This window comes from Luteimonas sp. Soil_C_16, from assembly GCF_057657295.1.
Genome location: NZ_JBDGIS010000005.1, coordinates 150989 through 175399, shown reverse-complemented (window position 1 = coordinate 175399; position 24411 = coordinate 150989). Strand labels below are relative to the sequence as shown.

The 24411-nt window shown below is 66.4% G+C and carries 18 protein-coding genes; 8 read left to right on the top strand and 10 right to left on the bottom strand.

Going from position 1 to position 24411, the window contains the following annotated elements; genetic code table 11:
• Positions 1–101: 101 nt before the first annotated feature.
• Positions 102–1526, bottom strand: coding sequence for a serine hydrolase domain-containing protein (locus tag AC3A5T_RS11365; RefSeq protein ID WP_487628665.1), 1425 nt, complete (start codon positions 1524–1526; stop codon positions 102–104).
• An 82-nt stretch (positions 1527–1608) separates the two neighbouring features.
• Here AC3A5T_RS11365 and AC3A5T_RS11360 point away from each other — a divergent pair, with 82 nt between their 5' ends.
• Together AC3A5T_RS11360 and AC3A5T_RS11355 are read left to right on the top strand one after the other, a co-directional pair.
• Positions 1609–2214: a LemA family protein gene (locus tag AC3A5T_RS11360; RefSeq protein ID WP_332078486.1), complete on the top strand. Its 606-nt coding sequence runs from the start codon at positions 1609–1611 to the stop codon at positions 2212–2214.
• Positions 2215–2248: 34 nt separating this feature from the next.
• On the top strand, positions 2249–4141 hold the full coding sequence (locus tag AC3A5T_RS11355; RefSeq protein ID WP_487628664.1) for a M48 family metallopeptidase: 1893 nt from the start codon (positions 2249–2251) through the stop codon (positions 4139–4141).
• A 7-nt stretch (positions 4142–4148) separates the two neighbouring features.
• On the opposite strand, the gene AC3A5T_RS11350 is transcribed toward AC3A5T_RS11355, so the two are convergent.
• Positions 4149–5753 (bottom strand): GMC family oxidoreductase, encoded by a 1605-nt coding sequence (locus tag AC3A5T_RS11350; protein WP_487628663.1) that lies wholly within the window; start codon positions 5751–5753, stop codon positions 4149–4151.
• A gap of 117 nt (positions 5754–5870) precedes the next feature.
• Here AC3A5T_RS11350 and AC3A5T_RS11345 point away from each other — a divergent pair, with 117 nt between their 5' ends.
• Together AC3A5T_RS11345 and AC3A5T_RS11340 are read left to right on the top strand one after the other, a co-directional pair.
• Positions 5871–7238, top strand: a complete 1368-nt coding sequence (locus AC3A5T_RS11345) for an NTP/NDP exchange transporter (protein ID WP_487628662.1) — start codon at positions 5871–5873, stop codon at positions 7236–7238.
• Complete coding sequence (locus AC3A5T_RS11340; RefSeq protein WP_487628661.1) at positions 7222–8358, top strand: NAD-dependent epimerase/dehydratase family protein; 1137 nt, start codon at positions 7222–7224, stop codon at positions 8356–8358. Before AC3A5T_RS11345 ends, AC3A5T_RS11340 begins: the two co-directional genes overlap by 17 nt.
• 464 nt (positions 8359–8822) lie before the next feature.
• Here the strand turns inward: AC3A5T_RS11340 and AC3A5T_RS11335 are convergent, their stop codons facing one another.
• Both AC3A5T_RS11335 and AC3A5T_RS11330 read right to left on the bottom strand, forming a co-directional pair.
• Complete coding sequence (locus AC3A5T_RS11335; protein WP_332078493.1) at positions 8823–9302, bottom strand: hotdog fold domain-containing protein; 480 nt, start codon at positions 9300–9302, stop codon at positions 8823–8825.
• A gap of 94 nt (positions 9303–9396) precedes the next feature.
• Positions 9397–11874 (bottom strand): acyl-CoA dehydrogenase, encoded by a 2478-nt coding sequence (locus AC3A5T_RS11330; protein WP_487628660.1) that lies wholly within the window; start codon positions 11872–11874, stop codon positions 9397–9399.
• Between the two features lie 186 nt (positions 11875–12060).
• On the opposite strand from AC3A5T_RS11330, the gene AC3A5T_RS11325 reads away from it, so the two are divergent.
• Entirely contained in the window at positions 12061–12681 is a 621-nt protein-coding gene (locus tag AC3A5T_RS11325; protein ID WP_332078495.1) for a TetR/AcrR family transcriptional regulator, read from the top strand.
• Between the two features lie 24 nt (positions 12682–12705).
• Here the strand turns inward: AC3A5T_RS11325 and AC3A5T_RS11320 are convergent, their stop codons facing one another.
• Positions 12706–13488, bottom strand: a complete 783-nt coding sequence (locus tag AC3A5T_RS11320) for a DUF2145 domain-containing protein (RefSeq protein WP_487628659.1) — start codon at positions 13486–13488, stop codon at positions 12706–12708.
• Between the two features lie 47 nt (positions 13489–13535).
• Positions 13536–13976 carry a hypothetical protein gene (locus AC3A5T_RS11315; RefSeq protein ID WP_487628658.1) on the bottom strand — a complete coding sequence of 147 codons (441 nt, stop codon included), beginning with the start codon at positions 13974–13976 and terminating at the stop codon, positions 13536–13538.
• A 111-nt stretch (positions 13977–14087) separates the two neighbouring features.
• Between AC3A5T_RS11315 and AC3A5T_RS11310 the strand changes: the two genes are divergently transcribed.
• On the top strand, positions 14088–14831 hold the full coding sequence (locus AC3A5T_RS11310; protein ID WP_487628657.1) for a helix-turn-helix domain-containing protein: 744 nt from the start codon (positions 14088–14090) through the stop codon (positions 14829–14831).
• Between the two features lie 735 nt (positions 14832–15566).
• On the opposite strand, the gene AC3A5T_RS11305 is transcribed toward AC3A5T_RS11310, so the two are convergent.
• The 3 genes from AC3A5T_RS11305 to hslO all read right to left on the bottom strand — a co-directional run bounded on the left by AC3A5T_RS11305 (position 15567) and on the right by hslO (position 20634).
• Positions 15567–18428, bottom strand: a complete 2862-nt coding sequence (locus tag AC3A5T_RS11305; protein WP_487628656.1) for a TonB-dependent receptor plug domain-containing protein — start codon at positions 18426–18428, stop codon at positions 15567–15569.
• A gap of 347 nt (positions 18429–18775) precedes the next feature.
• Positions 18776–19621 carry an XOO1806 family protein gene (locus AC3A5T_RS11300; RefSeq protein WP_425497239.1) on the bottom strand — a complete coding sequence of 282 codons (846 nt, stop codon included), beginning with the start codon at positions 19619–19621 and terminating at the stop codon, positions 18776–18778.
• Positions 19622–19731: 110 nt separating this feature from the next.
• Positions 19732–20634: an Hsp33 family molecular chaperone HslO gene (hslO, locus tag AC3A5T_RS11295; protein ID WP_487628655.1), complete on the bottom strand. Its 903-nt coding sequence runs from the start codon at positions 20632–20634 to the stop codon at positions 19732–19734.
• A 59-nt stretch (positions 20635–20693) separates the two neighbouring features.
• On the opposite strand from hslO, the gene mtgA reads away from it, so the two are divergent.
• Complete coding sequence (mtgA, locus tag AC3A5T_RS11290) at positions 20694–21452, top strand: monofunctional biosynthetic peptidoglycan transglycosylase (RefSeq protein ID WP_487628654.1); 759 nt, start codon at positions 20694–20696, stop codon at positions 21450–21452.
• The gene (locus AC3A5T_RS11285; RefSeq protein ID WP_487628653.1) at positions 21449–22429 is read left to right on the top strand and encodes a glycosyltransferase family 2 protein; all 981 of its coding nucleotides are present in this window, start codon (positions 21449–21451) and stop codon (positions 22427–22429) included. The genes mtgA and AC3A5T_RS11285 overlap by 4 nt, the downstream gene beginning before the upstream one ends.
• Positions 22430–22433: 4 nt before the next feature.
• Here the strand turns inward: AC3A5T_RS11285 and AC3A5T_RS11280 are convergent, their stop codons facing one another.
• The gene (locus tag AC3A5T_RS11280; protein WP_487628652.1) at positions 22434–24404 is read right to left on the bottom strand and encodes an AsmA family protein; all 1971 of its coding nucleotides are present in this window, start codon (positions 24402–24404) and stop codon (positions 22434–22436) included.
• Positions 24405–24411 lie beyond the last annotated feature (7 nt).

The window sequence follows — 24411 nt, the reverse complement described above, 5'->3', positions numbered from 1 at the left end:
CGCGTGGCGTCGGAGGCTGTGCGCATGCGCGTGCGATCGCTGGCGCAGACACGCGAAGGCCGCCCGTAGGCGGCCTCATGCTCTCCCGCGTCCCGGGAGGTTTACTCCGGCGTCGCCGCCGCGCGATGGGTCGTGCTGCCCGACGAAGGTGTCGAGGCCGGCGCGTGCGTGCGCTGGGCGTGCAGCGTTTCGAGGTTCGGATCGACGTCCAGCCAGCGCTGCGGCGGCAGGCCGATCGCGCGGTCGAGGATCGTCGGCAGCAGGCCCGAGGGCAGGCTGCTCTCGCTGTTCCACAACACGACCATGCCGAAGTCGCGGTCGGGAATCATCGCCATCAGACCGCGATAGCCCTGCACCGCACCGCCGTGGAAGACCACGCGCTGACCGGCGTAGTCGTAGACGCGCCAGCCCAGGCCGTAACCCGCGGCGTCGAGACGGTCGCGACGCCACGAGGAATTGCGCATCTCCGGCGGCGTGCCGACGATCGGCGCCTGCAGCGTCGCCAGCAGCGGCGCAGGCAACACGTCGGGACGATGGCCGGTCTGCGCGACCAGCCATTGCGCCATGTCGCTGATGCTGGCGTTGACGCCGGCAGCCGGCGCCAGCCGGTAATAGGTCGGCTTGGGCATCAGCGACGTCCAGCCACCACCGGCACGCACGTGCGGCTTGGCCCAGCGCGTGCTCGCCTGGATGCCGTCTAGCCCGTAGCTCGCATCGTTCATGCCGAGCGGTTTGAAGATCCGGCGCGACACCGCTTCGCTGAAGAACTGTCCGGAGGTCGCGAACACCACGTCGCCGACCAGGCTGAAGGCGACGTTCTGGTAGGCGTAGCAGTTGCCCGGCTGGCAACTCATCGGCGCGGCGGCGAGGCGCTGCACGAGGTCGTGATAGTCGGCGTTGCGTTCGATGTCGCGGTCGTAGGTGTTACGGCCCAGACCGACGCGATGGCTCAGCACGTCGGCGACGGTGAGCTGCTGCGCGGCCAGCGGATCGGAGAAGCGCAGCGACGGCAGGTAGTCGACGATGTGGCTGTCCCAGCGCAGTGCGCCTTCGGACACCAGCATGCCGGTCACGGTGCCGGCGAAGGATTTGGACAACGACGCGAGCCGGAACACGGTGTGCGCATCGACCGGTTCGGCCGCCTTGACGTCGGTGATGCCGTAACCGCGCGCGCTGAGGATCTGGCCCTTGTGCACGATCGCCATCGCCAGGCCCGGCACGCGCTGGTTGGCGACGAGATCCTGCGCCATCGCTTCGAGCAGCGTCACGTCGAACGTGGGGGCGAGTGGCTTGTCCTGCCCCGGCACGCGCGGCTGCGGTTTGACGGCGTCCTCGCGGCTGACGATGGCCGACCGGTTGGCCTGCTCGTCGAGCGGCACGATCGCGGTGATCTCGTCTTCGCTTTCGTTCTCGACGACATCGGCGGAGGTCGGTGCCTGCGCCGCGGAACCCAATGCGGCAGGCAGCAGTAGCCCGATGAGACCCAGCCGGACGAGCGGCCGGCGGGATGGATATCGGCTTTTCATCGGGCCTGCCCCCTGCGTATGCTCTGGTGCTGCGGCGATGATAGCGCCTGTGTAATGGATTGCATGAACAAGGGGAAGTTTGATGGCTAGCGCATTGATCCTGCTGGTATTGCTCGTGGTGATCGCCGCCGGTCTGGCGCTGTGGGGCGTCGGTATCTACAACGGGCTCATCACTGCCCGCAACGCGTACAAGAATGCGTTCGCCCAGATCGACGTGCAGTTGCAGCGTCGTTTCGACCTGATCCCGAACCTCGTCGAGACCGTCAAGGGCTACATGCGCCACGAGCGCGAGACGCTCGAAGCCGTGACCCAAGCGCGCAATCTGGCGCAGGCCGGCCTGTCGGCGGCGAAGGCCGATCCCGGCGATCCCGCGGCGATGGCGCAGCTCGCGCAGTCGCAGGGCATGCTCAACGGCGCGCTTGGCCGCCTGCTCGCGGTGTCGGAGGCCTATCCGGACCTCAAGGCCAGCCAGAACATGATGCAGCTCACCGAAGAGCTGACCAGCACCGAGAACAAGGTCGCGTTCGCACGCCAGGCCTACAACGACTCGGTGATGGCCTACAACAACAAGCGCGAAGTGTTCCCCTCGAGCGTCCTCGCCGGCATGTTCAATTTCAAGGAAGCGGCGCTGCTCGACATTCCGGCCGATCGCGCCGAGGTGCGCGACGTGCCGAAGGTGACGTTCTGAGGGCGACGCACCCGCCGGCACCGGTCGTATCGCGATGAATTTCTTCGAACGCCAGGCCCAGGCGCGGCGCAACAGTACGCGCCTGATCGCATTGTTCTCGCTGGCGGTGCTGGGCATCGTGCTGATGGTCGGCGTGCTGGTGCTGCTGGTCGTCGGTCCGCGTCCAGGTCCGCTGCTGGCGGCAGCCCTGGCAACGCTGGCGGTGATCGGTCTGGGCTCGCTGTTCCGTATCTCGTCGCTGCGCAGCGGCGGCGAGACGGTCGCCCAGCAGCTCGGCGGCGTGCCGGTGGCGGAGGACACGCGCGATCCGCAATTGCGGCGGCTGCGCAATGTGGTCGAGGAGATGTCGATCGCGTCCGGCGTGCCGGTGCCCAAGATCTACGTGCTCGAACAGGAAGCCGCGATCAATGCGTTCGCGGCCGGCTACTCGACGTCCGATGCCGTGGTCGCGGTGACCCGCGGCGCGCTCGACCGGCTCAACCGCGACGAGTTGCAGGGCGTGGTTGCGCACGAATACAGCCACATCCTCAACGGTGACATGCGGCTCAACATCCGCCTGATCGGCGTGCTGTTCGGCATCCTGATGATCGGCATCATCGGCCGCAAGATCCTGATCCACGGCCGCGGCTTCCGGAACAGCGCGACGATCGTGGTGATCGTCGGCGCGCTCGCAGCGATGGCGGTCGGCAGCCTCGGCATGTTCTTCGGCCGCATGATCAAGGCCGGCGTGAGCCGCTCGCGCGAAGTGCTGGCCGATGCATCAGCGGTGCAGTTCACCCGGCAGACGGCGGGCATCGCCGGTGCATTGAAGAAGATCGGCGGTCTCGACAGCGGGTCGCGACTCGCGCACCGCGAGGATGCCGAGGAAGTGAGCCACATGCTCTTCGGCGACGGCGTGGGCCTGAGCGGACTGTTCGCCACGCATCCGCCGCTGATCAAGCGCATCCAGGCGCTGGAGCCCGGCTTCCGTCCCGAACAGCTGTCGCGTCTGCAGCAGCAGTGGATGATGAATCCGCCCGACGGTCTGCAGGAAGATGTGGCGCTGGGCCTGGTCGCGCCGGGCGAAGCACTCCCGCACAAGGACCGCGCATTGGCGGTGACGCCGCCGATGGTCGCCGCGCAGGTCGCGCATCCGCATGACGACGACTACGCCCGCGCGCATGCGCTCGTCACGGCCATCAGCGATCCGCTGCACGATGTCGCGACGCATCGCGAGGCGGCGATGCCGCTGGTGCTCGCCCTGCTGTTCGACGACAGCGATGTCGTGCGCGGTCGCCAGCATACCGAGATCGTCGCGCGCATGGGGGCGTCGGTGGCGACGGAGGCGGCGCATCTGCGCGAAACGTATCTGCTGGAGCTGCACCCCATGCTGCGCATGCCGCTGGCGGCATTGGCGTTCCCGGTGTTGCGTCGCCGCCCGCGCCCGGAACTGGCGACGTTCCTCGACACCGTGCACGCAGTGGTACATGCGGACCAGCAGGTGTCGCTGTTCGAGTACTGCCTCGGCCGGTTACTGGAAGTGCAACTGCGCGAGACGCTCGACCCGGGCCGTCACATCCGCTTCGGCCGGCGCAAGCCCGGCAACGTGAAGCAGGAATTCGCGACGCTGCTCGCCGTCGTCGCGCAGGCCGGCAATCCCGGCGACAAGGCCGCCGCGCAGCGTGCGTATCTCGCCGGCATGCAGCGCGTGCTGCCGCGCGACCACGTGCCTTATGCACCGCCTGCGGGCGGCGTGCAGGCGCTGGACGATGTATGGGAGCCGCTCGACGCGCTCGACCCGCTGGCCAAGCAGGTGATGGTCGAGGCGATCACCGCCGCCGTCAGCCACGATGGCCAGGTCAGCGTGGCGGAGTCCGAACTGCTGCGCACGATCTGCGGCGTGCTGCATTGCCCGCTGCCGCCGACGCTGGAACAGCTGCCGCACTAGCCACGCCTCAGCCGGTGCGGATCATCTCCGCCGCGCGCTCGGCGATCATGATCACCGGCGCATTGGTGTTGCCACCCGGCAGGCTCGGCATCACGGATGCATCGACGACACGCAGTCCGTCGACGCCGCGCACGCGCAGCTGCGGATCGACCACCGCGTCATCGTCGATGCCCATGCGGCAGGTGCCGACCGGGTGATAGACCGACTCCGCTTTCGCGCGGACGAACGCCACCAGTTCGGCATCGCTGAGGTCGTTGCGCGCGGGAAAGATCGGCACACCGCGGATGCCGTCGAATGCGGCCTGCGACAGGATCGTCCGCGAGATGCGCGCGCACTCGACCATCATCTTCAGATCGAAGCCGTCCGGATCGCTGAGGTAGTTCGCCTCGATGCGTGCCTTGTCGCTGACGCGGTTGCTGACCAGCGTCACACGACCCCGACTGCGCGGGCGCAGGAAACAAGCGTGCAGGGTGTAGCCGTCGCCGGCCAAACGGTTGCGGCCGTGATCGTCGAGCATCGCCGGCACGAAATGGAACTGGATGTCGGCGCGGTCGTCAGGCGCAAGCGGTGAGCGATAGAAGCCGCCGGCCTCGGCGATGTTGCTGGTGCCCGGGCCGCGACGGCCGCGCACGAAGTAATCCCATGCGATCGCGACGTCGCTGGCGCGGTCGTAGGTGATGCGCTGCGTGGCGTGGAACAGCGTGCAGATATCGAGATGGTCCTGCAGGTTGCCGCCGACGCCGGGCGCATCGTGCACGACCTTGAGGCCCTGCCGACGCAGATCGTCCGCCGGGCCGATGCCAGAGAGCATCAGCAGCTGCGGCGTGTTGATCGCACCGCCGCACAGCAGCACCTCGCGCGTCGCCGGCTGGTGGAATGCGCCGCGCGCGGTCGCATACACCACGCCGGTCGCGCGTCCATCCTCGAACGTCACGCGGCTGGCGACCGCACCGGTCTGGATCGTCAGGTTCGGGCGCGCGCGCGTGGCGCGATCGAGGTAAGCGGTCGCCGCCGAACACCGCGCGCCATCGCGCTGGGTGACCTGGTACAGGCCGACGCCCTGTTGCCGCGGCCCGTTGAAATCGTCGTTCGCCGGCAGCCCCGCCTGCTGCGCGGCCTCGATGAACATCCGCGAGACCGGATTGACGTAGCGCAGGTCCGACACCGTCAGCGGGCCGTCGGCGCCGTGCAGCGCATCTCCGCCGCGCGTGTTGCCTTCGCTGCTGCGGAACCACGGCAGCACCTCGTTCCAGGACCAGCCCTGCGCGCCCTGCGCGGCCCAGTCGTCGTAATCCGACGGCACGCCGCGGATGTAGCACATCGCATTGATCGAGCTCGAGCCGCCGAGCACCTTGCCCCGCGGCCACCACAGCGCGCGGTTGTCGAGCTGCGCCTCGGGCGCGGTGTCGTAGTCCCAGTTCACGCCCTTGCGGTTGACCAGCTTCGCCAGGCCCGCGGGCATGTGGATGAAGGGGTGCGTGTCGTTCGGTCCTGCTTCGAGCAGCAGCACGCGCACGTGCGGATCGGCGCTGAGCCGATGGGCGAGCACGCAGCCGGCGGAACCGGCGCCGACGATGATGTAGTCGTAGACGGGAGCGGGACGGGGAGGCATCGCGGCACGGTAGGCAAGGGGGCTAGAGCATATGCTCCGCGCACCGGACCGTGCCGGCGATGTGCTGGTCGCCGTCATGGTGTTGCGTTAACGTGCCGCGTCCGCCAGGAGCCCGCCATGCGCCCCCCCGTCATGACGCCGCCACGCCCGCGGCTGCGCGCCGCACTGGCGGAGTCGCCGCCGCTGTGGTGGGCGCTGCTGTATTTCTTCTGCCTGCTGTGCGGCTATTACGTGCTGCGCCCGGTGCGCGATGCGATGGGTGCATCGTCGGATGCCTCCGCGGTGTTTCCCTCGTTCCTGCTGGACTGGGCCGCGGCGCGCGGCATCGCGCTCGGTGACTTCACGTTGCAGGCGCTCTTCAGCGCGACATTCGTCGTCATGCTGCTGTTGCAGCCGCTCTACGGCGCGCTGGTGTCGCGCTTCCCGCGCCGGGTGTTCCTGCCGGTGGTGTATCTGATTTTCATCGTCTGCCTGCTGGGGTTCCGCTGGGCGTTCGACACGGATCTCCAGGGCCGCGGCGCGCTGTTCTTCGTCTGGATCGCGGTCTTCAACCTGTTCGCGGTCACCGTGTTCTGGAGCTTCATGGCCGACGTGTTCGACAACGAACACGCCAAGCGCTACTACGGTTACATCGGTGCGGGCGGCACGATCGGCGCCTTCGTCGGGCCCTTCATCACGACGATGCTGGTCGGCCGGATCGGCGTCGCGAACCTGACGCTGGTGTCGGTCGGGTTTCTCTGCGTGTGCCTGCTGTGCATCCTCAAGCTGCGCAGCTGGGCACGGCGCAACGAAGCAACACGCGCCGAGCAGGGCGAGCAGGCGATCGGCGGTTCGATCTGGGCCGGCCTCAAGCTCATCGCCGCCGATCCATTGCTGCGCGGCCTCGCGCTGCTGATGTTCTTCGGCGTCGGCGTCGGCACGCTGCTCTACAACGAACAGGCCGCGATCGTGCGGCGCCTGTATCCCACCGCCGAGGCAGCGACGCGCTACTACTCGATCATCGACTGGGCGGTCGCCAGCCTGACGATCCTGGTGCAGCTGCTGCTCACCCGCTGGCTGCTGCGCCGCTACGGCGTGGCACCGCTGCTGTTGCTGCCGGCGGTGGCCATCCTGATCGGCTTCGCGCTGCTGTCGGCCTCGCCGCTGCCGCTGCTGATCGCGACGGTGCAGGTAATGACGCGCGCCAGCGAGTTCTCGCTGGCCAAGCCGGCGCGCGAGACGCTCTACACCCGGGTGAGCCGCGAATCGCGCTACAAGGCCAAGGCGGTCATCGACACGGCCGTGTATCGCGGCGGCGACGTGACCTTCGTCTGGGTGCACAAGGCGCTGGCGGTGCTGGGGTCGCAGCTGGTGTTTGTGGCCGGCATCGGCATCGCGCTGGGCATGACCTTCGGCGCATGGCGGGTGATCCGCGCCGAGCGCAGGCTGCCGGAACAGCCGGCACCTGCCCGGCCTCCGGAGCACACCCATGGCAAGCCGTCGTGAGTTCCTCGCCCACAGCCTGACCGCCGCGACGTTCGCTGCGCTGCCGGCCGCCGTCTTCGCATCGACCGGGCGCGCCGCGCGTCCGCTGAAACTTCTGGTGCTCGGCGGCACCGGTTTCCTCGGCCCGCACTTCGTCGAACGTGCGCATGCACGCGGGCACACGCTGACCCTGTTCAACCGCGGCCGCAGCAACCCGACGCGCTTCGACGGCACGCCGCTGGCCGGCATCGAACAGCTGCGCGGCGACCGCAAGGACGATCTCGCCGCGCTCGAAGGCGACCGCCGCTGGGACGCCGTGCTCGACACCTCGGCGTATTTCCCCGACGACGTCGCACGCAGCGCCGCGCTGCTGGCCGGGCGCGTCGGCCACTACCAGATCATCTCGTCGATCTCGGTCTACGCCCGCAACGACATCGCCAACGACGAGGACAGCGCGCTGGCGACGCTGGACGACCCTTCGACGCGCACGATCACCGGCGAGACCTACGGCGGGCTCAAGGCCGCCTGTGAGCGTGCAGCGCAGGCCGCCATGCCGGGCAAGACTTCGGTCGTCCGGCCGGGACTGATCGTCGGGCCGGGCGATCCGACCGACCGTTTCACCTACTGGCCCGCACGCGCCGACCGCGGTGGCGAGATCGCAGCCCCGGGTGCGCCCGGCAATCCGACCCAGTGCATCGATGTGCGTGACCTCGCGGCATTCCTGCTGCAGCTGATCGAACAGGACACGACCGGCGTGTTCAACGCCGACGCGGCGTCCGGCACGCTCGATATGGGACGTGTGCTCGACAGCTGCCTGCGGCAGGCGAAGGCGGCCGGCGGTGCGCCGGATGCGCGGCTGACATGGCTGCCCGCGGAATTTCTCGACGCGCAGGGCGTGAACGCGTGGTCGGACATGCCGGTCTGGATCGCGCCGGTGGGCGAGTACGCCGGTTTCGGCCGGACGCGCGTCGATCGCGCGATCGCGGCCGGACTCTCCCATCGCCCGATCGACGACACCGTGCGCGACACGCTGGCCTGGTGGCGCACGCAGCCGGCCGAACGCCGCGCCGCGCTCAAGTCTGGATTGACGCCGCAGCGAGAGGCGGAGGTGCTGGCGACCTGGCACGCGCGCAGCGGCTGAGGCCGCGCTGCGCTTCCGTGGAAGCGCGCTTGCGCGCGATGGGGCTCGTTCGTGAAAGCGTCCTCGCGCGCAAGCACGCTCCCACAAGCGACATTTCAGCGCGAAGCGGCGTCGTCAGACAGCATCGCGCAGACCACGAACGCCCCGCGCAGCCGGAAGAACTACAGACCCAATCTCAGCCACCAGAAGTCGGCCATCTCGGCGAGCAGCGTCCGTCCGAGCCGGGATGATGTCCAGGTCGCCGGGCATCAGGAAGCAGGGCAGGGCGACCGCGTCGCACACCCACACGAGCTGTGCGTTCGCGATCTGCACGATCGCGCGATTGGCGCGCGTCGTCGTCTGTGCATCGTGCGCGGCCAGCCGAACAGCCGCCAGAGGCCGAGATGAAACAGTGCGAAGGCGGCGCCGTGCAGACCGCAAAAACGAGGATCCACCAATCTGATGCGGCCGACGTCTGCGCGGACTCAACCGCCGCGTGCGCTGCGCGGTGAGACCCACATCGCGATCTGCGCGCGGAGCACGGCATCGCCGGCCGGGTCGCGGATCACCACGTCGACCGGCAAGGCGTAGCCCGCGTCGGATGCGACAGGCTGGATCGCAGGCGTCGCCGTGGCGGTCATCGTGCCGACGGCCTTCTTCAGATATTCGACGGTCATGCCCTTGGGGATCCAGCGCATCGACGCTGGAATGCTGACGTCCGTCGTCAGGCCGCCGATCAGTTCGGCCAGGTTGCACAGCGCGATCGCATGTACGGTGCCGATGTGGTTGGTGACCGCGCGACGGTGGCGCATCGTCGCCTCGCCGCGCCCCTCCTCCAGCGCAGTGATGCGCGGCGCGATGCTGGCGAAGTAGGGTGCCTTGCGGCACACGAGGACGCCGAACAGCCAGGCACCGCCCGGCCAGCGGATGAAGCGGTTGCGCAAGGTCAGCAGCGGGGCGCTCATCGCGTGCTCCGACAAGAGTATGGAAAACCGGAAGTCCGGATACGGCAAAGGCGGGACTCGCCCGCCGTTGCCGCTGTCACGTCACGCTGGTCGCTCAGGCCGCTTCGCGAGACTCGCTCGACGGCTGCGTCGGCGCGCGATAGCCCGCCGAACGCAGTTCCTCGGTGTCGAAGTCGTCGACGGTGATCGCATCCAGCGTGAGCTCGCGCAACTCGACCAGCAACGCGCGCTCCTCGGCAGTGATGTGACCTTCGCGCACCGCTTCGTCCAGCTGCGCGTCGTAATCCAGCGCCTCGATGCCCTTGCTCTTCATCGCCTTGAGGAACTTGCGCTCCACCGGCTCGGCCGCGATCGCCTTGGCCAGATAGCTGTCGATGCGGCCGCCCGGATTGTTCTCGCAGGGCGTCATGAACACACCCTCGGCCAGACGCGCGCGCGCTTCGTTCGGCGCCATCAGCAGCGCGGCAACGCGACGCGACAGACGATCGCCCGGCGCTTCGGCACGACGGCCCCACGGGAAGATCAGCAGCCACATCAGCCAGCCGACCGGACGGATCGGGAAGTTGCGCAGCGCAGCCGACAGCGCGAGTTCGATCTTGTGCACGCTGTCGTGGAAGGCCCACGCCAGCAGCGGCTGGTCGGCCTGCGGCGCGCCTTCGTCGTGGTAGCGCTTGAGCATCGCGCTGGTCATGTAGACATGGCTCAGCACGTCGCCCAGACGGCCCGACAGCGATTCCTTGAACTTCAGCTTGCCGCCGAGCGTCAGCATCGACACGTCGGCCATCAGCGCGAGATTCGCGGAGTAGCGATCGAGCTTGCGGAAGTAGCGGCGCGTGTAATCGTCACCGGGTGCTGCGCCGGTCTTCGCGCCGGTCAGACCGAACCAGAACGAGCGAACGGCGTTGGAAATCGCGAAGCCGATATGGCCGAACAGGTTGCGGTCGAACTCTTCGAGGCCGCGCTGCGCGTCCGGATCCTGCGCCGCCTTCATTTCCTTCATGACCCACGGATGGCACAGGATCGCGCCCTGACCGAAGATCAGCAGGCTGCGCGTCATGATGTTCGCGCCTTCGACGGTGATCGCGATCGGCGCCGCCTGCCAGCTGCGGCCGGCGAAGTTCTTCGGGCCGAGGATGATGCCCTTGCCGCCGACGACGTCCATGACGTCGCTGATGACTTCGCGGCTCATCGAGGTGCAGTGGTACTTGGCGATCGCCGACGGCACCGACGGCACGTCGCCACGGTCGACGGCCGCCGCAGTCGCCTGCGACAGCGCGCTGATCGCGTAGGCCTTGCCACCGATACGCGCGAGCGCCTCTTCGACGCCCTCGAAACGACCAACCGACAGGCCGAACTGCTTGCGGATGCGCGCATACGCACCGGTCACCACCGCGCCGGCCTTCGCGCCGCCCGAGGCGGTGGAGGGCAGGGTGATCGAACGGCCCACGGCCAGGCATTCGTTGAGCATGTTCCAGCCCTTGCCCGCCATCTCCGCGCCACCGATCAGCTGGCTCAGCGGAATGAAGACGTCCTTGCCGTGGATCGGGCCGTTCTGGAACGGCGAGTTGAGCGGGAAATGACGACGGCCGATTTCGACGCCCGGCGTCTCACGCGGCAGCAGCGCCAGCGTGATGCCGATGTCCTGGGTGTCGCCGATCAGGCCGTCGGGGTCGTACATGCGGAACGCGAGGCCGACCAGCGTCGCCACCGGCGCCAAGGTGATGTAGCGCTTGTCGAAGGTCAGACGCACGCCGAGCACGTTCGCGCCGTTCCACTCGCCCTTGCAGACGATGCCGTAGTCGGGAATCGAGGTCGCGTCGGAACCGGCGAACGGACCGGTCAGGCCGAAGCACGGCACTTCCTGGCCGATCGCGAGACGCGGCAGGTAGTGGTCCTTCTGCTCCTTGGTGCCGTAGTGGTTGAGCAGCTCGCCCGGGCCGAGCGAGTTCGGCACGCCGACGGTCGAACTGACCACGCTCGACATCGAGGCCAGCTTCTGGATCACCTTGTGGTGCGCCAGCGCCGAGAAGCCGAGGCCGCCGTATTCCTTCGGAATGATCATGCCGAAGAACTTGTTGGCCTTGATGTAGTCCCACAGCTCCGGCGGCAGATCGGCGTGGACGTGGGTGATCTCCCAGTCGTTGATCATGCTGCAGAGCTCTTCGACCGGCCCGTCGAGGAACGCCTGCTCCTCGGCGGTGAGCTGCGGTTTGGGATAGTCGAGCAGCTTCTGCCAGTCGGGATCGCCAGTGAACAGTTCGCCCTCGAACCCGACCGAGCCGGTTTCCAGCGCGATGCGCTCGGTCTGCGACAACGGCGGCAGCACCTTGCGGAAGAACTTCAGCAGCGGTGTGGTCACCAGCGACTTGCGCACCGACGGAATCAGCAGCGGCACTGCGATCGCGGCGACCAGCAGCGCGGCGATGACCGTGGCCACGCCATTGGCGCCGAGCAGCCAGCACGCGAGCAGCACAGTGACCGTGATCGCCGCCCAGTAGACGAGACGAAGACGGTGGTAGGCGGCGAAGGCACCCACCAGCAGGAAGGCGAGAAAGGGGATCGCGACGCTCATCATCAACTCCGGCAAACGGCATTACAGAGAACGGGGCCGGCACTGTGCCGGCTGCACGGGCGGATCCCGATGCTGACCGTACGGTCGAGTATGGTGACGGTTTCCAGTGGTGTCAATGCTGCCAGTCGGCCTGTGTCCGGCATGTCGATACTGTTGCGGATGGATGCGTATGGATAGACTGTCGCGATGAGCAGACCTGCCCCGAAATCCGCAGTGATCGCCCAGTCGGGCGATGCGTCACCCGCCGAACGGCCAAGCCGCCTGAGCGCCGACGACTGGGCCCAGGCCGCGCTCGACCTCATCGCCGAAACCGGCGTGCAGGCCGTCGCGGTCGAGCCCTTGGCACGCCGTCTCGGCGTGACCAAGGGCAGCTTCTACTGGCACTTTCCGTCGCGCGACGCATTGCTGCAGGCGGCGCTCGAGCGCTGGGAAAACGTCGAGCAGGAAGCACTGTTCGGCGCGCTCGAAAAAGTGCCCGACGCCCGCGAGCGTCTTCGCGCGCTGTTCCACATGGTCGCGCGCGAGTACAAGTCGCACGTGATCTACAGCGCGCTGCTCAAGGCCCAGGACCATCCCACCGTGCACCCGGTGATCGAACGCGTCTCCAAGCGTCGTCTCGACTATCTGACCGCGTCGTTCCGCCAGGCCGGCCTCGGTCGCGAAGACGCGCAGCACCGCGCGCGTCTGACCTACGCCGCCTACGTCGGCTTCCTGCAACTCAACCTGCAGCTGCACCAGGCGCGCATGCAGCAGGACGAGTTCGACGCCTACGTCGAACATCTGGCGCAGACGTTGGTCCCGGCCTGATTCCGCCGAACTTCCTGATCTGTCTCAGCCCGGTCCGGGCTGCGCCTGCAACACGCCGCCGCGCCATTCTGCCTGCTCGTGCGCAAGCGCGCTGCGCTCCAGCCACTCGAGAATCGCACGCACCGTGACCACCGGATAGCGACCCGACAGCCGCGTCGCGACCGGATGGTCGCTGAAACTGACGTTGCCACCGAACAGGCCGCCGGCGACGCGCCTGGTGTAGGCGATCCGCAGGACATCCGGTTCGAAACCGGTTGCCAGCGCCTGCGCGTAGGCGATGTGCCGGGTGCGGATGTCGCCGCTGGCCGGCTGCGTCGCCGCGAGCGTCTCGAGGATCCACGAAGTCGAATTCTGGTACTGCGTGCTGTTGGGGCGTGCGATCAGGTTGTAGCGCGGCTGGAAAAGCGACGCCTGCGACAGGCCCACAAGATGCGAGGCCAGCCGTTCCGCGTGCACTGGCTGCAGCCAGACGATCCGCGCGTCCTGGGTCACCAGATCGTCCGCGAAGAAGTTCACCAGTCCCTGCACGTACAGACCCGATGCGTGCGTGCCGCACTCGTTGAGCAGATGCACGACCGACCAGCGACCGCTCGCGTGGTCGCGGACCGCGAAGCCCGCGTGGCTGTAGACGAGCCCGTGTTCGGACAGGTCCTGTCCGACGCGCGCGATCAGCGCGACCGGCGCATCGCGCGCGTCGAGTGCGTCTGCTGTCCGCAGTGCGGTCGACGCCGCATCCGCGACCCGTGCTGGTGCCAGCGGCTCAGGGGCGCAACCACCGCCCGCCTGTGTGGTCGTGGAAACGAGCATGCCGAGCAGGAGCGCTGCCGCGTATGCCGCAGTCCGCGGCCGTTCCATCACGACGAGATCCGCATCGAATGGATGAAGGGCCGGGTGAGCGCATCCGCGACGAACGCGATGCCTTCGCCCGCCGCGCTGAGGATCCAGCCCCCGCTGACGGCCACCGCCACGATCGCAGTGCCGGCAACGATGCCGAGGCGTCGAACGAGTTCTGCCGACACCACGATGACGGCCGACGCGGCGAGTCCGACGCCCGACACCGTCATCATGACGGTGTCGCCGCTCGCTTCGAGCGCGGTGATCGAAAAGCGGCCGCCGGCCGACAGCGCCTCGGTCATCGCGACGGGTACCTGCACCGACGCCAGCAGACTGGCATCGGACTGCCGGCTCATCGCATTCGACTGCGCGAGTGCGGCACCGCACGCGAACAGGCTGCCACCGAGCAACAGCGCGGTGCAGATGGCGGATTGCGCGCCACGGGGTGGATGTCGGATCACCGGCATCTCCAGTCCATGAGGTGGGCCGAGCCTCGGACTGTGTCGGGTGACCGACAACCGGGATCGCTCAAGTCTCTGTTTCCGCGCCGCGTGGTCGCGTATTTTTAGACCATGAGTCTTTCCGTCGACCTGATCGAAGCCCTGAAGCGCGCCCTGCGCGCGCAGGGCATGACCTATCGCGTGCTGTCGCAACGCCTGGCGATCAGCGAGGCGGCGGTCAAACGCATGTTCTCGCGGCGTGCGATGACGCTGGTGCGGCTGGAGTCGATCTGCGAAGTACTCGGGATCGGCCTGCAGGAACTCAGCGGCGACGCCGATCGAGGGCGCGAGCCGATGGCGCGCCTGAGCGAAGCACAGGAACAGGCGCTGGTCGACGAGCCGGCGCTGATGTTGGCGATGTTCCTGACGATCAACCGCTGGTCGCAGGCCGAAGTGCTGGCGCATTTCGATTTCGACGTCCCGCAATGGACAGGACTGCTGGTGCGGCTCGACCGTCTCGGCATCATCGAACTGCTGCCCGGCAATCGCGCACGCGCGCTGACCGCGCGCAACTTCCGCTGGCGCAGCGACGGGCCCATGGAGCGTCATTTCCGCGCAGCGCTGCTCGGCGATTACTTCTCGACGCCGTTCACAGGCGCTTGCGACGCGCTGTTCCTGCTCAGCGGCAGCCTCGGACCCGACGGCATCGCCCAGATGCGCGCGCGCCTCGAAGACCTCGCACGCGAATTCGACGGCCTGCTCGCGCGCGACGCGGGCCTTTCGGCGGAAGCGCGCACCGGCGTCAGCCTGGTGCTGGCGCAGAAGCCCTGGACGCTGCAGGTGTTCGACCGGTATCGGCGTGCACCCCGACATTGACGTCACGATCGATACAAACACAGTTTTGTCGTGAGGTTGGAAACGAGGGGCTCCGCGCCTCACGGCATTTGCCTTCTGGCACGCCACACGGGTTTTATTTTGCTCGCACTCTCAAGACTCACAATTTGTGCGAGCCGGAAGAATGACTCCAGCGGGTCAGAAGATCTAATAGATCGTCCCATCGGGCACACGCGAGCGAACCGGAGCGAGTCGGTTAAGAGATCGAGAAGCAAACGTATTTGGAGATGAAGTCGCACTTAGACGCATAAGCCGCCTAAGAGGCAGGGGTCATCTTTCAAGCGCCGCGTTCGGACGGCGCGGAGCCGCGGCTTCGCATCGTCTCCCTTGATCTTTCTCGCTCTTCCTCCATTTGTGCGCGCGTTCTGCAGACCCGCACGGCGCGATTGCTTCCTATCGGCTTCTCGCTCCGACAGATCATTCGTTCTTGGTCAGCCGATGGGCGTTCCTGACTACCCGCCTGGGTGATCTCGACGCTCGGGTCGTTTTGCTGCGCGTGCGCGGCGTGTGGAAATCCGCAGCCAATGGCGAGCAAAGTACATAGCACAACCCCTGACTCCATTCGCATAAAGATTGCTCCTTGATGGCTAAACACTTGGTCCTGCGACTACTAGGACATCATCGTCGCCTGGGGGCCTCAGTTCTGGGGCCGGCTGCACGATTCTATAAAGAAAGAACGGCCCCTCGCGGGGCCGTCCTGTTCAAGCTTAGGATCGATCAGAAGCGCTGCACATACTCCATGTACATGTAGCGGCTGTCCGGAACGTCGTATTGGGGATCGTAAGAGTTCGCGAACGGCTGCTGCGCATAGGGTGCAGACTTTTTGAACACGTTGTTTGCGCCCAACTTCACGGTGCCGTTCCACGGCAGTACGTAGCGGAACTGGACATCGTGGTAGGTGGTTGCCGGCAGGCGATTGCGTGCGGCCGGCTCTCCACCGATCGTGCGGTCATCGTCCGAGCAGAGGCCTTCACCGGGGTACAGGCAATCTTCAACCAGGCCGGAGAAGTACCGGGTCGACCAGCTGGCGCCGAAATCTCCATAGCTCCAGTCGAGCGATGCATTCGCGCGCAGGCGCCAGTTCGGATCTCGGTCATAGTAGATACCGGTGTTCTGGATCACGTCGGATGCTGCGCTCTGCTGAGACTCGAACTTGGACGTGTAGGAGCCATCGAAGTTGAAGCCGAATCGGCCGTAAGCAGTCTCTGGGAGTGCGTAGCGGACGTTGAGGTCCCAGCCCTCGACATTGAGGACCGCGGTGTTCTGCGGAATGAGGAACATATCGGTGATGACACCTTGATTGACGCCCGGTGCGGTATCGCGAATCAAGAAGTCACAGAACGACTGGTCACCCTGGGCGTAGCACTGGTCCAGAATAAAACCGACACTCGGTGTGCTGATTGCACCCTCGATCTTGATGTTCCACCAGTCGATGGACACATTCAGACCTTCGATGAAGCTGGGGCTGTAGACCAGCCCAAGGGTCTTCGATGTCGAGGTTTCCGGCAGAGCATCCTGGTTGCCACCGACAGTGAACGGAAATACGGTCTGCCCGCCGTACTCGCGACCGGCATTGGTGAGCTGGAGATAGCCGGCGGGCACGCCCGCGGCAAGACAGTTCGCAGCGATCGTGGCCGTGCGACCCGCGAAGTCGGCCGAGCAGATGTCGCCGAAGGTGTTGTAGCTGTCCGAATTACCCTGGAAGAGGGTGGAAATCGGCGGGGCACGGAAACCTTCCGCCCAGTTGCCGCGGAACAACAGGTCGTCTACCGGCTTCCACTTGAAGCCCGCCTTACTGTTCGTGGTGTCACCAAAATTGCTGTAGTCCGAGTAGCGCGACGCCAGACTGAGCTCCAGCAACTGCGCGAACGGTACGTCCGAAAGCAGTGGAAGCAGCAGCTCACCATAGATTTCGTCGAGGTCGTATGCGCCGGATGTCGGAAGACGCGCATTACCGGATGTGTAGCCTGCCGCGACAAATGCGTCGGGACGGTCGAAGCCGCTTTCCTTGCGCGATTCGATGCCGGCCGCGAATCCCATCATTCCACCGGGAAGTGCCACGATTTCACCGCTCAGATTTGCGGTGAAGCTCTCACTGCGGTTCTGGAATGCGTCGGATGCAGTGAACAGGATGTAGTTCAGCATTTCCGGCGTGACGCCGCCAGCAGGCGACAACGGATTGAACGGCACGCAGCCGTCGATCACCGCACCTGCAGCACCGCAGCGGACCACGCCGTCGGTATCGAGAAACGACGGGCCGACCGCATTCGCGAGGTTCAGCATGTTGGCATCGCCAACCTGAGCGTCGTTCTGGTCTGACTTGTTGAAGGCGTAGCCAACATCCCAATTGAAGTAACGGTCAGCGAAATCGAAGCTGCCTTCAAGACCCACGTATGTGTGGAAGGTCTTAACGTTCTGCTGATACACACGCGCCTGCTCAGTAAGGCGGTGGCTCCATGTCAGGTCACGACCGTCTCCGCCGTAAAGCGCGTTGTATGGGTTGTAGTAGCTTTCGCCACTGAGCAAAGTATTGTCGGGGTTGCCCAGCGACGGGCCGCCGCTCAGCGGGAAACCCGCGAGCTGCTGCTCCGAACGACGCTCGTTGTACATCGCATCTGCGCGGAACGAGATGGAATCTGTCAGGTCATAACGACCCTTTGTGTAGAGCGATGTGCGCGTCTGCGGCGTCAGCAGGTAGTTGTCTGCAGCGAAGTTGTAACGATCCTGCGCGGCAAACGGAACGAACTGGTCCAGTGCATAACGGCCTGCACCGGTCGGTGTTGCGCCGGGGCGCACCACGATCGAGTCTTCGCCGTCCGGACCTGCGTCCCAGATGCGGCCATTGGCTGAGAAGCCGCTGAAGTTGGCACTCCCGCGACCGAAGACCGGTACCGCCGAGATGGCACGATCACCTGCCATGACAGCCTTCTCCTCGACGCGAGACAGGCTCATCACCAAGTTACCCCGGTCCCCGTTGAAGCCGATCGTGCCATCGATCGAGTTGCGCTCACCGTCACCTTGGTTGAACTGACCGTAATGCGTACGGAACTCGGCACCATCGAAATTGTCGCGCGTGATGATGTTGACCACGCCGGCGATTGCATCTGAGCCATAGATCGACGAGGCGCCATCTTTCAGCACCTCGATACGCTCGATGATCGCAGCAGGAATCGTATTGAGATCCACCGAACCGCCCAGGCTGGATACCCAGCGACGGCCGTCTACCAGAACGAGCGTGCGCGAAGAGCCCAGGTTACGAAGAGAAATCTCTGCAGAACCATCACCGCCGTTGTTGAAGGTGCGATTGATTCCGGCACCGTTGGCAGAGATGCGCGACAACACTTCGGCAACAGAAGTCACACCCTGCTTTTCAATCTCTGCGCGATCGAGCACAAGCACGGGCTGCGAAGTTTCCGCGTCTACTGAGCGGATGCGCGAGCCGGTAACTTCCACGCGGTCCAGGGTGGTTGCCTGCTGCTCGCTCTGTGCGAGGGCAGTGCCTGAAGCTGCAGCCGTAGCGGCACCCGCGACGAGCGCGAATGTAATTGCGTCACGCAGCCTGGTTGTTCTGACCATCATCTTCTCTCTCCAAGAGTCGGGGGATCCCATTTCAAACCGCTGATGGCGTATATCGAACGGCCAAATTCAGCAAGGTGTCCCGATACTAGCGAGAGCTGCGTGGAAATTAAAGCGGCATTAAGAAATTGCTCTATTAATGTGAAGGCCGTGGCTCGACGGGCGTTAAATGTGAAATTTTCGTGAAATATTCGGCTCGTGCGTTAGGCTGTCCGCACGCTGTATCCAGACTGCGCCTCGTCATCAAAAGGAATGGACCGGTCGAGTTCTGCCGGTGGCTTGCGCAATATTCCTGAAGCGGACAACAAAAAGCCGCGACATGTCGCGGCTCTCGCAACCATCCAGTAGCTTCAGAGATCCTGCTGATACCGGATATACGGCACCGCGCCCTCGTCGTCCGCGTTCTCGGTCATCTTCGAGAACGGGTTCTTGCCGCGGGTGATCACGTTGTCGGCGCCGACCGTGAGCTGGCCGCTCCACGGGGTGCGCCAGCTAACGCCGAGGCCGACGCCTTCCCATTTCGGAAGGCCGGGAGTATCGACGACCTGGCCGACAATATTGGCGCTGAAACGACCGATGCCGCCACCGACGCTGAGGCTGCGGCTGGTCCAGTGATCGCTGAGCGTGGCTGGCGCGGCAGATGTCGGGATCAGCGTGGCCTTGGCCAGGGTGCCGGCAAGCGACACATAGGCGTCGTCGCCAATGTCTTTCTTGGCGAACACGGTCAGGTCATGGAGATCGACCTGGCCGGCCGACGCGACGCGCGACGGGCTGAGGAAGCCGGGGAGGGTGTCGCGGCCTTCGCCGAGCGTCAGGCCGACACCGCCGCCGGGGCGGCTCAGGCTGGCCGTCGCACTGGCGCGACGTGCGCCGGGCGTGTTGTCGCCGACCGAAGCCAGCTGGCAGTTGCGCGCCAGGCTGCTGACGGCGCCGTTGAAGCTGCTGCCCGGGCTGCAGAGCAGCGCCAGCGAGCTGCCGGATTCGAGGCCGAAGGCGGCGTCGAACTGGCTTTCGCCGAAGCGCCAGCGACGGCTCGACTGGTTGGCAGTCGCGGGTTCGAGCACCAGGAAAGCCTCGACCTTGCCGGACGTATCGAGCACGGGGAGCACGGTCTGGTTGCGTTTTTCCTGCGCGGCCGCGCCCGAGGCCGCCGCGAGGGCGAGACCGAGGGCAAGTACGAGGCGCGTGACAGGCATTCGCATGGCCGTTGTGACCCGGGCTCGGCCCGGAAGTTCCCTATCGTTCGTTCCGGAACTCTAGAACATTTATATTTCTTTAACAATCATCGCCTGGCGACCGGACGCCTTTATTGCAACCGCTCCGACACTTCGACATCGACACCGGGCGTTTCGAGCAGTTGGTCGATCTCATCGGCGCTGAAACCGTAGGACTGCCCACAGAATTCGCAGATCACCTTGGCTTCCCCATCGACGACCGCGGCGCGGGCCTCGTCGGCCCCGAGCGAGACCAGCATCTCCTCCACGCGTCCCCGGGAGCAGGAGCAGCCGAAGGCCAGTGGTCGTTCCCCGAGCAACTGCGGCGCATCTTCCGGAAACAGGCGCGCCAGCAGGGTCTCGGTAGGCCATCGAAGCAGTTCCGTCGTCGACAGCGTGTCAAACAGGGCGCTGGCGCGGTTCCAGCCGTCGTCGTCGCCGTCGTCGCCGGGCAGCTTCTGCAACATCAGGCCCGCGGCCTCGCCGCCGTCGACCGCCAGCAGGACGCGCGTGGGCAACTGTTCGGACTGGCGGAAATAGTCCTCGAACGCGCCCGACAGCGACTCGGCCGTCAGCGCGACCAGACCCTGATAGCGGTTGGGCTCGCGATGCGGCGAGGGGTTCTCGATCGTGATCGCCAGCAGCGCATCGTCGCCGAGCGCGCGCAGGTCGCGCGAGACGTCCGCGCCGTCGCCGTCGAAGCGGGCGATGCCGCGGATCGTGCCTGCCGCGGTGCATTCGGCGAACAGCGTGCGCATCGGGCCCGGTGCGCGCAGTTGCACCGACAGGCGGCCGTCGACCTTGGCGTGGCCGGTGAAGAGCGCCGACGCCACGCAGGCTTCACCCAGCATCTCTTCGATCGCCGGCGGGTAGGGGCCATTGGCGCGCACGGCCTGCCAGGCGTCGCGCAGGTGCACACGCACGCCGCGCACGCCGGCGGTCTGCAGAAGGAAGCGGGACAAGCGGTCGCTGTCGGGCTGGGCGATGTCGGTCATGGCGGCTCGCAAAGGGATTTCGATTGGCGGCGTCGAGGGTGACCGATAGAGTGGCCGCCATGGAACAACCGGCTCTCCGACATGGGGACGGCACTGCCGTCCCGCAAGCACGCCCCTCGTCCACCCGTCGCTGGCTGCGCCGGCTGCTGTGGCTGGGCATTCTGCTCGCCGTGCTGCCGGTGTTGCAGGTCCTGACGCTGCGCTTCATCGATCCGCCGTTCTCGACCTTCATGGCGATCCGGCAGGTCGAAGCCTGGACCGGCGGCGAGCGTGATTTCAAGCTGTATTACCAGTGGCGCGACCTGGACCGCATCGCGTCGTCGCTGCCGGTCTCGGTGATCGCGGCCGAGGACCAGAACTTCGCCATCCACCGCGGCTTCGATCTGGAGGCGATCGAGAAGGCGCGCGCGCACAACGCCAGCGGCGGGCGCATGCGCGGTGCGAGCACGATCAGCCAGCAGACGGCGAAGAACCTGTTTCTGTGGGGCGGACGCAGCTGGGTGCGCAAGGGCCTGGAGGCGTATTACACGCTGCTGATCGAAACGCTGTGGCCGAAGACGCGGATCCTCGAGGTCTACGTGAACGTCGCCGAGTTCGGCGATGGCATCTACGGCGCGCAGGCTGCTGCGAAGCGGCACTTCGGCAAGGACGCGGCGCGCTTGAGCGCGGGTGAAAGCGCGCGGCTGGCGGCAGTGCTGCCGAGTCCGCAGCGCTACAGCGCTTCACGTCCCGGGCCGTATGTGCAGCGACGCGCGCAGTGGATCCAGCGCAACGCGCGCCAGATCGGCGGCGAGTCGTATCTGGAGGCGCTCAAGTGAGTGCGCGCGATCGGCTGACCATCGTCATCGCCGCGTTCGACGAGGCGCATGCGTTGCCGATGCTGCATCCGCGCATTGCCGCGGTGATGGAGACGCTCGCCGCGGACGGCATCGAGACGCGTGTGCTGTACGTCGACGACGGCAGTGGCGACGCGACCTGGCAGGTTCTGCAGGGCATCGCGGCCGGCGACGCACGCGTGGCGCTGCTGCGGCTGTCGCGCAATTTCGGCAAGGAAGTCGCGCTGACCGCGGGCCTCGACATGGTGACCGAAGGCGCGGCGATGATCCTCGATGCCGATGGCCAGGATCCGCCGGAACTGATCCCGCAGTTCGTCGCGCACTGGCGCGACGGCTACGACGACGTCCACGGCACACGGCTGAGCCGCGAGGGCGAGAGCTGGCTCAAGCGATCCACCGCGCACGTGTTCTATCGCGTCATCCAGCGCCTCGCGAAGACGCCGGTGCCGGCCGACACCGGCGATTACAGGCTGTTGTCGCCACGCGCGCTGGATGCGTTGCGCCAGTTGCGCGAACGGCATCGCTTCATGAAGGGGCTGTTCGGCTGGATCGGATTCAACCGCATTGCCGTGCCGTACGCGCGCGAGCAGCGGATCGCCGGACACACCAAATTCGGATTCTGGCGTCTGTGGAATTTCGCGCTCGATGGCGTGACGAGCTTTTCGACCGCGCCCTTGCGCCTGGCGACCTACGTCGGCGTGTTCACCGCCTGCGGCGCGTTTGTGTTCGCGCTGTACGTGATCGGCAAGGCCCTGATGTACGGCGACCGCGTCGCGGGGTGGCCGACGATGATGGCGGTGATCCTGTTCCTCGGCGCGGTGCAGCTGGTCGCGCTGGGCGTGATCGGCGAGTACCTGGGACGCCTGTACGAAGAATCGAAGCAGCGTCCGCTGTATCTGGTGAGCGCCTGGCACCCGGCGCCCGGACCGGGCGCGTTGAACCGGCTGTCCGACGTCTGATCTTCTACTTGGCGTAAGGCCCGCCGCAACCGCTGTCTTCGCCGCCGCCCAGTTCCAGCGTCGCGAGCAGTGCGGCCGGCGGTGCAATCGATCCGAGCGCGAGGGCGATCGCGCCGCGCAGGCCCAGACGCGCGAGATCGGGTCGGAAGCTCGGCGATGCGAACGTGCCGCCGATCGTCAACGGCGTACGCAGCGCGAGGATGCTGCGATCCTTGGGGCGCGGACGCAGCAGCAGATCGAGTTGTTCCTCGCGCAGATTGATCGTGCCTTCGCCGAGGATGATGGTGTCGGTGGTATCGAACGCGAACGCACGAGTTTCCATCACGCCGCGCCGCACGCCGAAGTCCGCGAACGCGCAACGCACCGGGATCTGCTTGTCGTTGCCGATCAGATATTTCAGCGTCTCGTAGACATCGATACCGGCCAGCTCGACCAGCAGGTTGCTGACCCGGCCGGCGCCCATGCCCACCGCGACGTCGCCATTCGCGCTGCCGAACATCGCGGCGACCGAATTGCCGGTGCCCGCGAGATTGAAGTCGCCGCCGATCCGGCCGACGGCTTCGCCGGCGAGCGTATCGGGCGGGAACAGGCCGCCGAGACTGATGCGTCGCACCGAGGCCTGCAGCCGGGTCTGGATGACGTCCTGACGCGCATCGAGCCGGATGTTGGACCGGATGTTGCCGCCGGCCACGCCGAAGTTCAGCGGCTCCAACTGCAGCAGGCCGGCATCGAGCTTGAGATGCGCATCCATGTCGTCGATCGGCAGCTTCGGCGCGTTGATGCGCTGCGCGCGCAGGCGCACATCGGCGTCCATCGCCCGCAGTTTTGCGAGGTCGTAGGGCGTATCGGGCAGCACGCGGCCCTTCGCCGCGAGCGCGCGTTCGCGTTCGACGAGTTCAGGGTCGAGCGCATCGCCTTCGGGATCCGGCGTGCCGCCGATGAAGCCGGCAAGATCGTCGAAGTCCAGGCGCTTGGAGACCAGATCGGCCTTCAGGAACGGGCGTTCGCCGCCGAGCGTGATCGCGGCCGACCCCCCGAGATCGCTCTGGCCGACCTTGCCGGTGAAGCCGTCGTAGTGCCAGGTGGCGGCATCACGCGTCAGGCGACCGTCGAGCGCGTAGGGCGGCGTGTCGGGCAGGGCGACGCCGACGAGGGGAAACAGATCGGCGAGGTTGCGGCCCGACAGTGCGAACTGCAGATCGAAATCGCGCAACTGGAACGGCGCGACCAGCGAACCGCGCACATGGGCGCGCGTGGCGCCGGCGCGGGCACGCAGATCGATGCGGTACGGCTTGTCGGTGTCCTGCAAGGCGAGTGGCGATTCGGCCACGCCCTCCAGCGTGAACCTGTTGTTCGTCCAGCTGCCGCCGCCTTCGATGCCGATCGCCGGCGCGGCATCTTCACCGCCGCGCGATTCGCGGCTGGCCAGACGGACATCGATGTCGGTCTGGCCCGGCACATCGAGATAGCGCAGGCGGCCGCCTTCGACCCAGAGGCGACGGATCTGCGGCGGCGGGCCGTCGCCACCGTCTCCGAATGCGATGTCCCAGTTGGCGGTGCCGCTGTCGGGATTGGTTTCCAGGCGCAGAATCGGTTTGACCAGGCGGATTTCGGGCAGGCGCACTTCGCGTTTGAACAGAAGCGGGAAGACCTCGACCTTGATCTCCAGCCGCTCGACCGAGGCCATCGTCTGTGACTCGGACCAGTCCGCATTCGCGAACCGCAATGCATCGGCGCGGACGGTGGTCGTGCGCCCCAGATCGACATCGAGATCGCCGCCGATCACCAGTGCGCGGCCGGTGCGGGCTTCGACGATGCGCTCTACCGGGCCCTTGAACCAGTTCCAGTCCCACAGCAGCACGAGCAGCACGATTGCCACCAGAAGCACGAGCGCGACGATGCGCAGCGGTCGCGACGATGCGAATCGACGGAAGCGCGGACGGGGCGATGCGGGAGGTGGGGGCGTGGTCGTCATTGGGGGC

Coding starts and splice junctions, on each gene's coding strand:
- AC3A5T_RS11365 (WP_487628665.1), bottom strand. CDS start 1,526: ATGAAAAGCCGATATCCATCCCGCCGGCCGCTCGTCCGGCTGGGTCTC.
- AC3A5T_RS11360 (WP_332078486.1), top strand. CDS start 1,609: ATGGCTAGCGCATTGATCCTGCTGGTATTGCTCGTGGTGATCGCCGCC.
- AC3A5T_RS11355 (WP_487628664.1), top strand. CDS start 2,249: ATGAATTTCTTCGAACGCCAGGCCCAGGCGCGGCGCAACAGTACGCGC.
- AC3A5T_RS11350 (WP_487628663.1), bottom strand. CDS start 5,753: ATGCCTCCCCGTCCCGCTCCCGTCTACGACTACATCATCGTCGGCGCC.
- AC3A5T_RS11345 (WP_487628662.1), top strand. CDS start 5,871: ATGCGCCCCCCCGTCATGACGCCGCCACGCCCGCGGCTGCGCGCCGCA.
- AC3A5T_RS11340 (WP_487628661.1), top strand. CDS start 7,222: ATGGCAAGCCGTCGTGAGTTCCTCGCCCACAGCCTGACCGCCGCGACG.
- AC3A5T_RS11335 (WP_332078493.1), bottom strand. CDS start 9,302: ATGAGCGCCCCGCTGCTGACCTTGCGCAACCGCTTCATCCGCTGGCCG.
- AC3A5T_RS11330 (WP_487628660.1), bottom strand. CDS start 11,874: ATGAGCGTCGCGATCCCCTTTCTCGCCTTCCTGCTGGTGGGTGCCTTC.
- AC3A5T_RS11325 (WP_332078495.1), top strand. CDS start 12,061: ATGAGCAGACCTGCCCCGAAATCCGCAGTGATCGCCCAGTCGGGCGAT.
- AC3A5T_RS11320 (WP_487628659.1), bottom strand. CDS start 13,488: ATGCTCGTTTCCACGACCACACAGGCGGGCGGTGGTTGCGCCCCTGAG.
- AC3A5T_RS11310 (WP_487628657.1), top strand. CDS start 14,088: ATGAGTCTTTCCGTCGACCTGATCGAAGCCCTGAAGCGCGCCCTGCGC.
- AC3A5T_RS11305 (WP_487628656.1), bottom strand. CDS start 18,428: ATGATGGTCAGAACAACCAGGCTGCGTGACGCAATTACATTCGCGCTC.
- AC3A5T_RS11300 (WP_425497239.1), bottom strand. CDS start 19,621: ATGCCTGTCACGCGCCTCGTACTTGCCCTCGGTCTCGCCCTCGCGGCG.
- hslO (WP_487628655.1), bottom strand. CDS start 20,634: ATGACCGACATCGCCCAGCCCGACAGCGACCGCTTGTCCCGCTTCCTT.
- mtgA (WP_487628654.1), top strand. CDS start 20,694: ATGGAACAACCGGCTCTCCGACATGGGGACGGCACTGCCGTCCCGCAA.
- AC3A5T_RS11280 (WP_487628652.1), bottom strand. CDS start 24,404: ATGACGACCACGCCCCCACCTCCCGCATCGCCCCGTCCGCGCTTCCGT.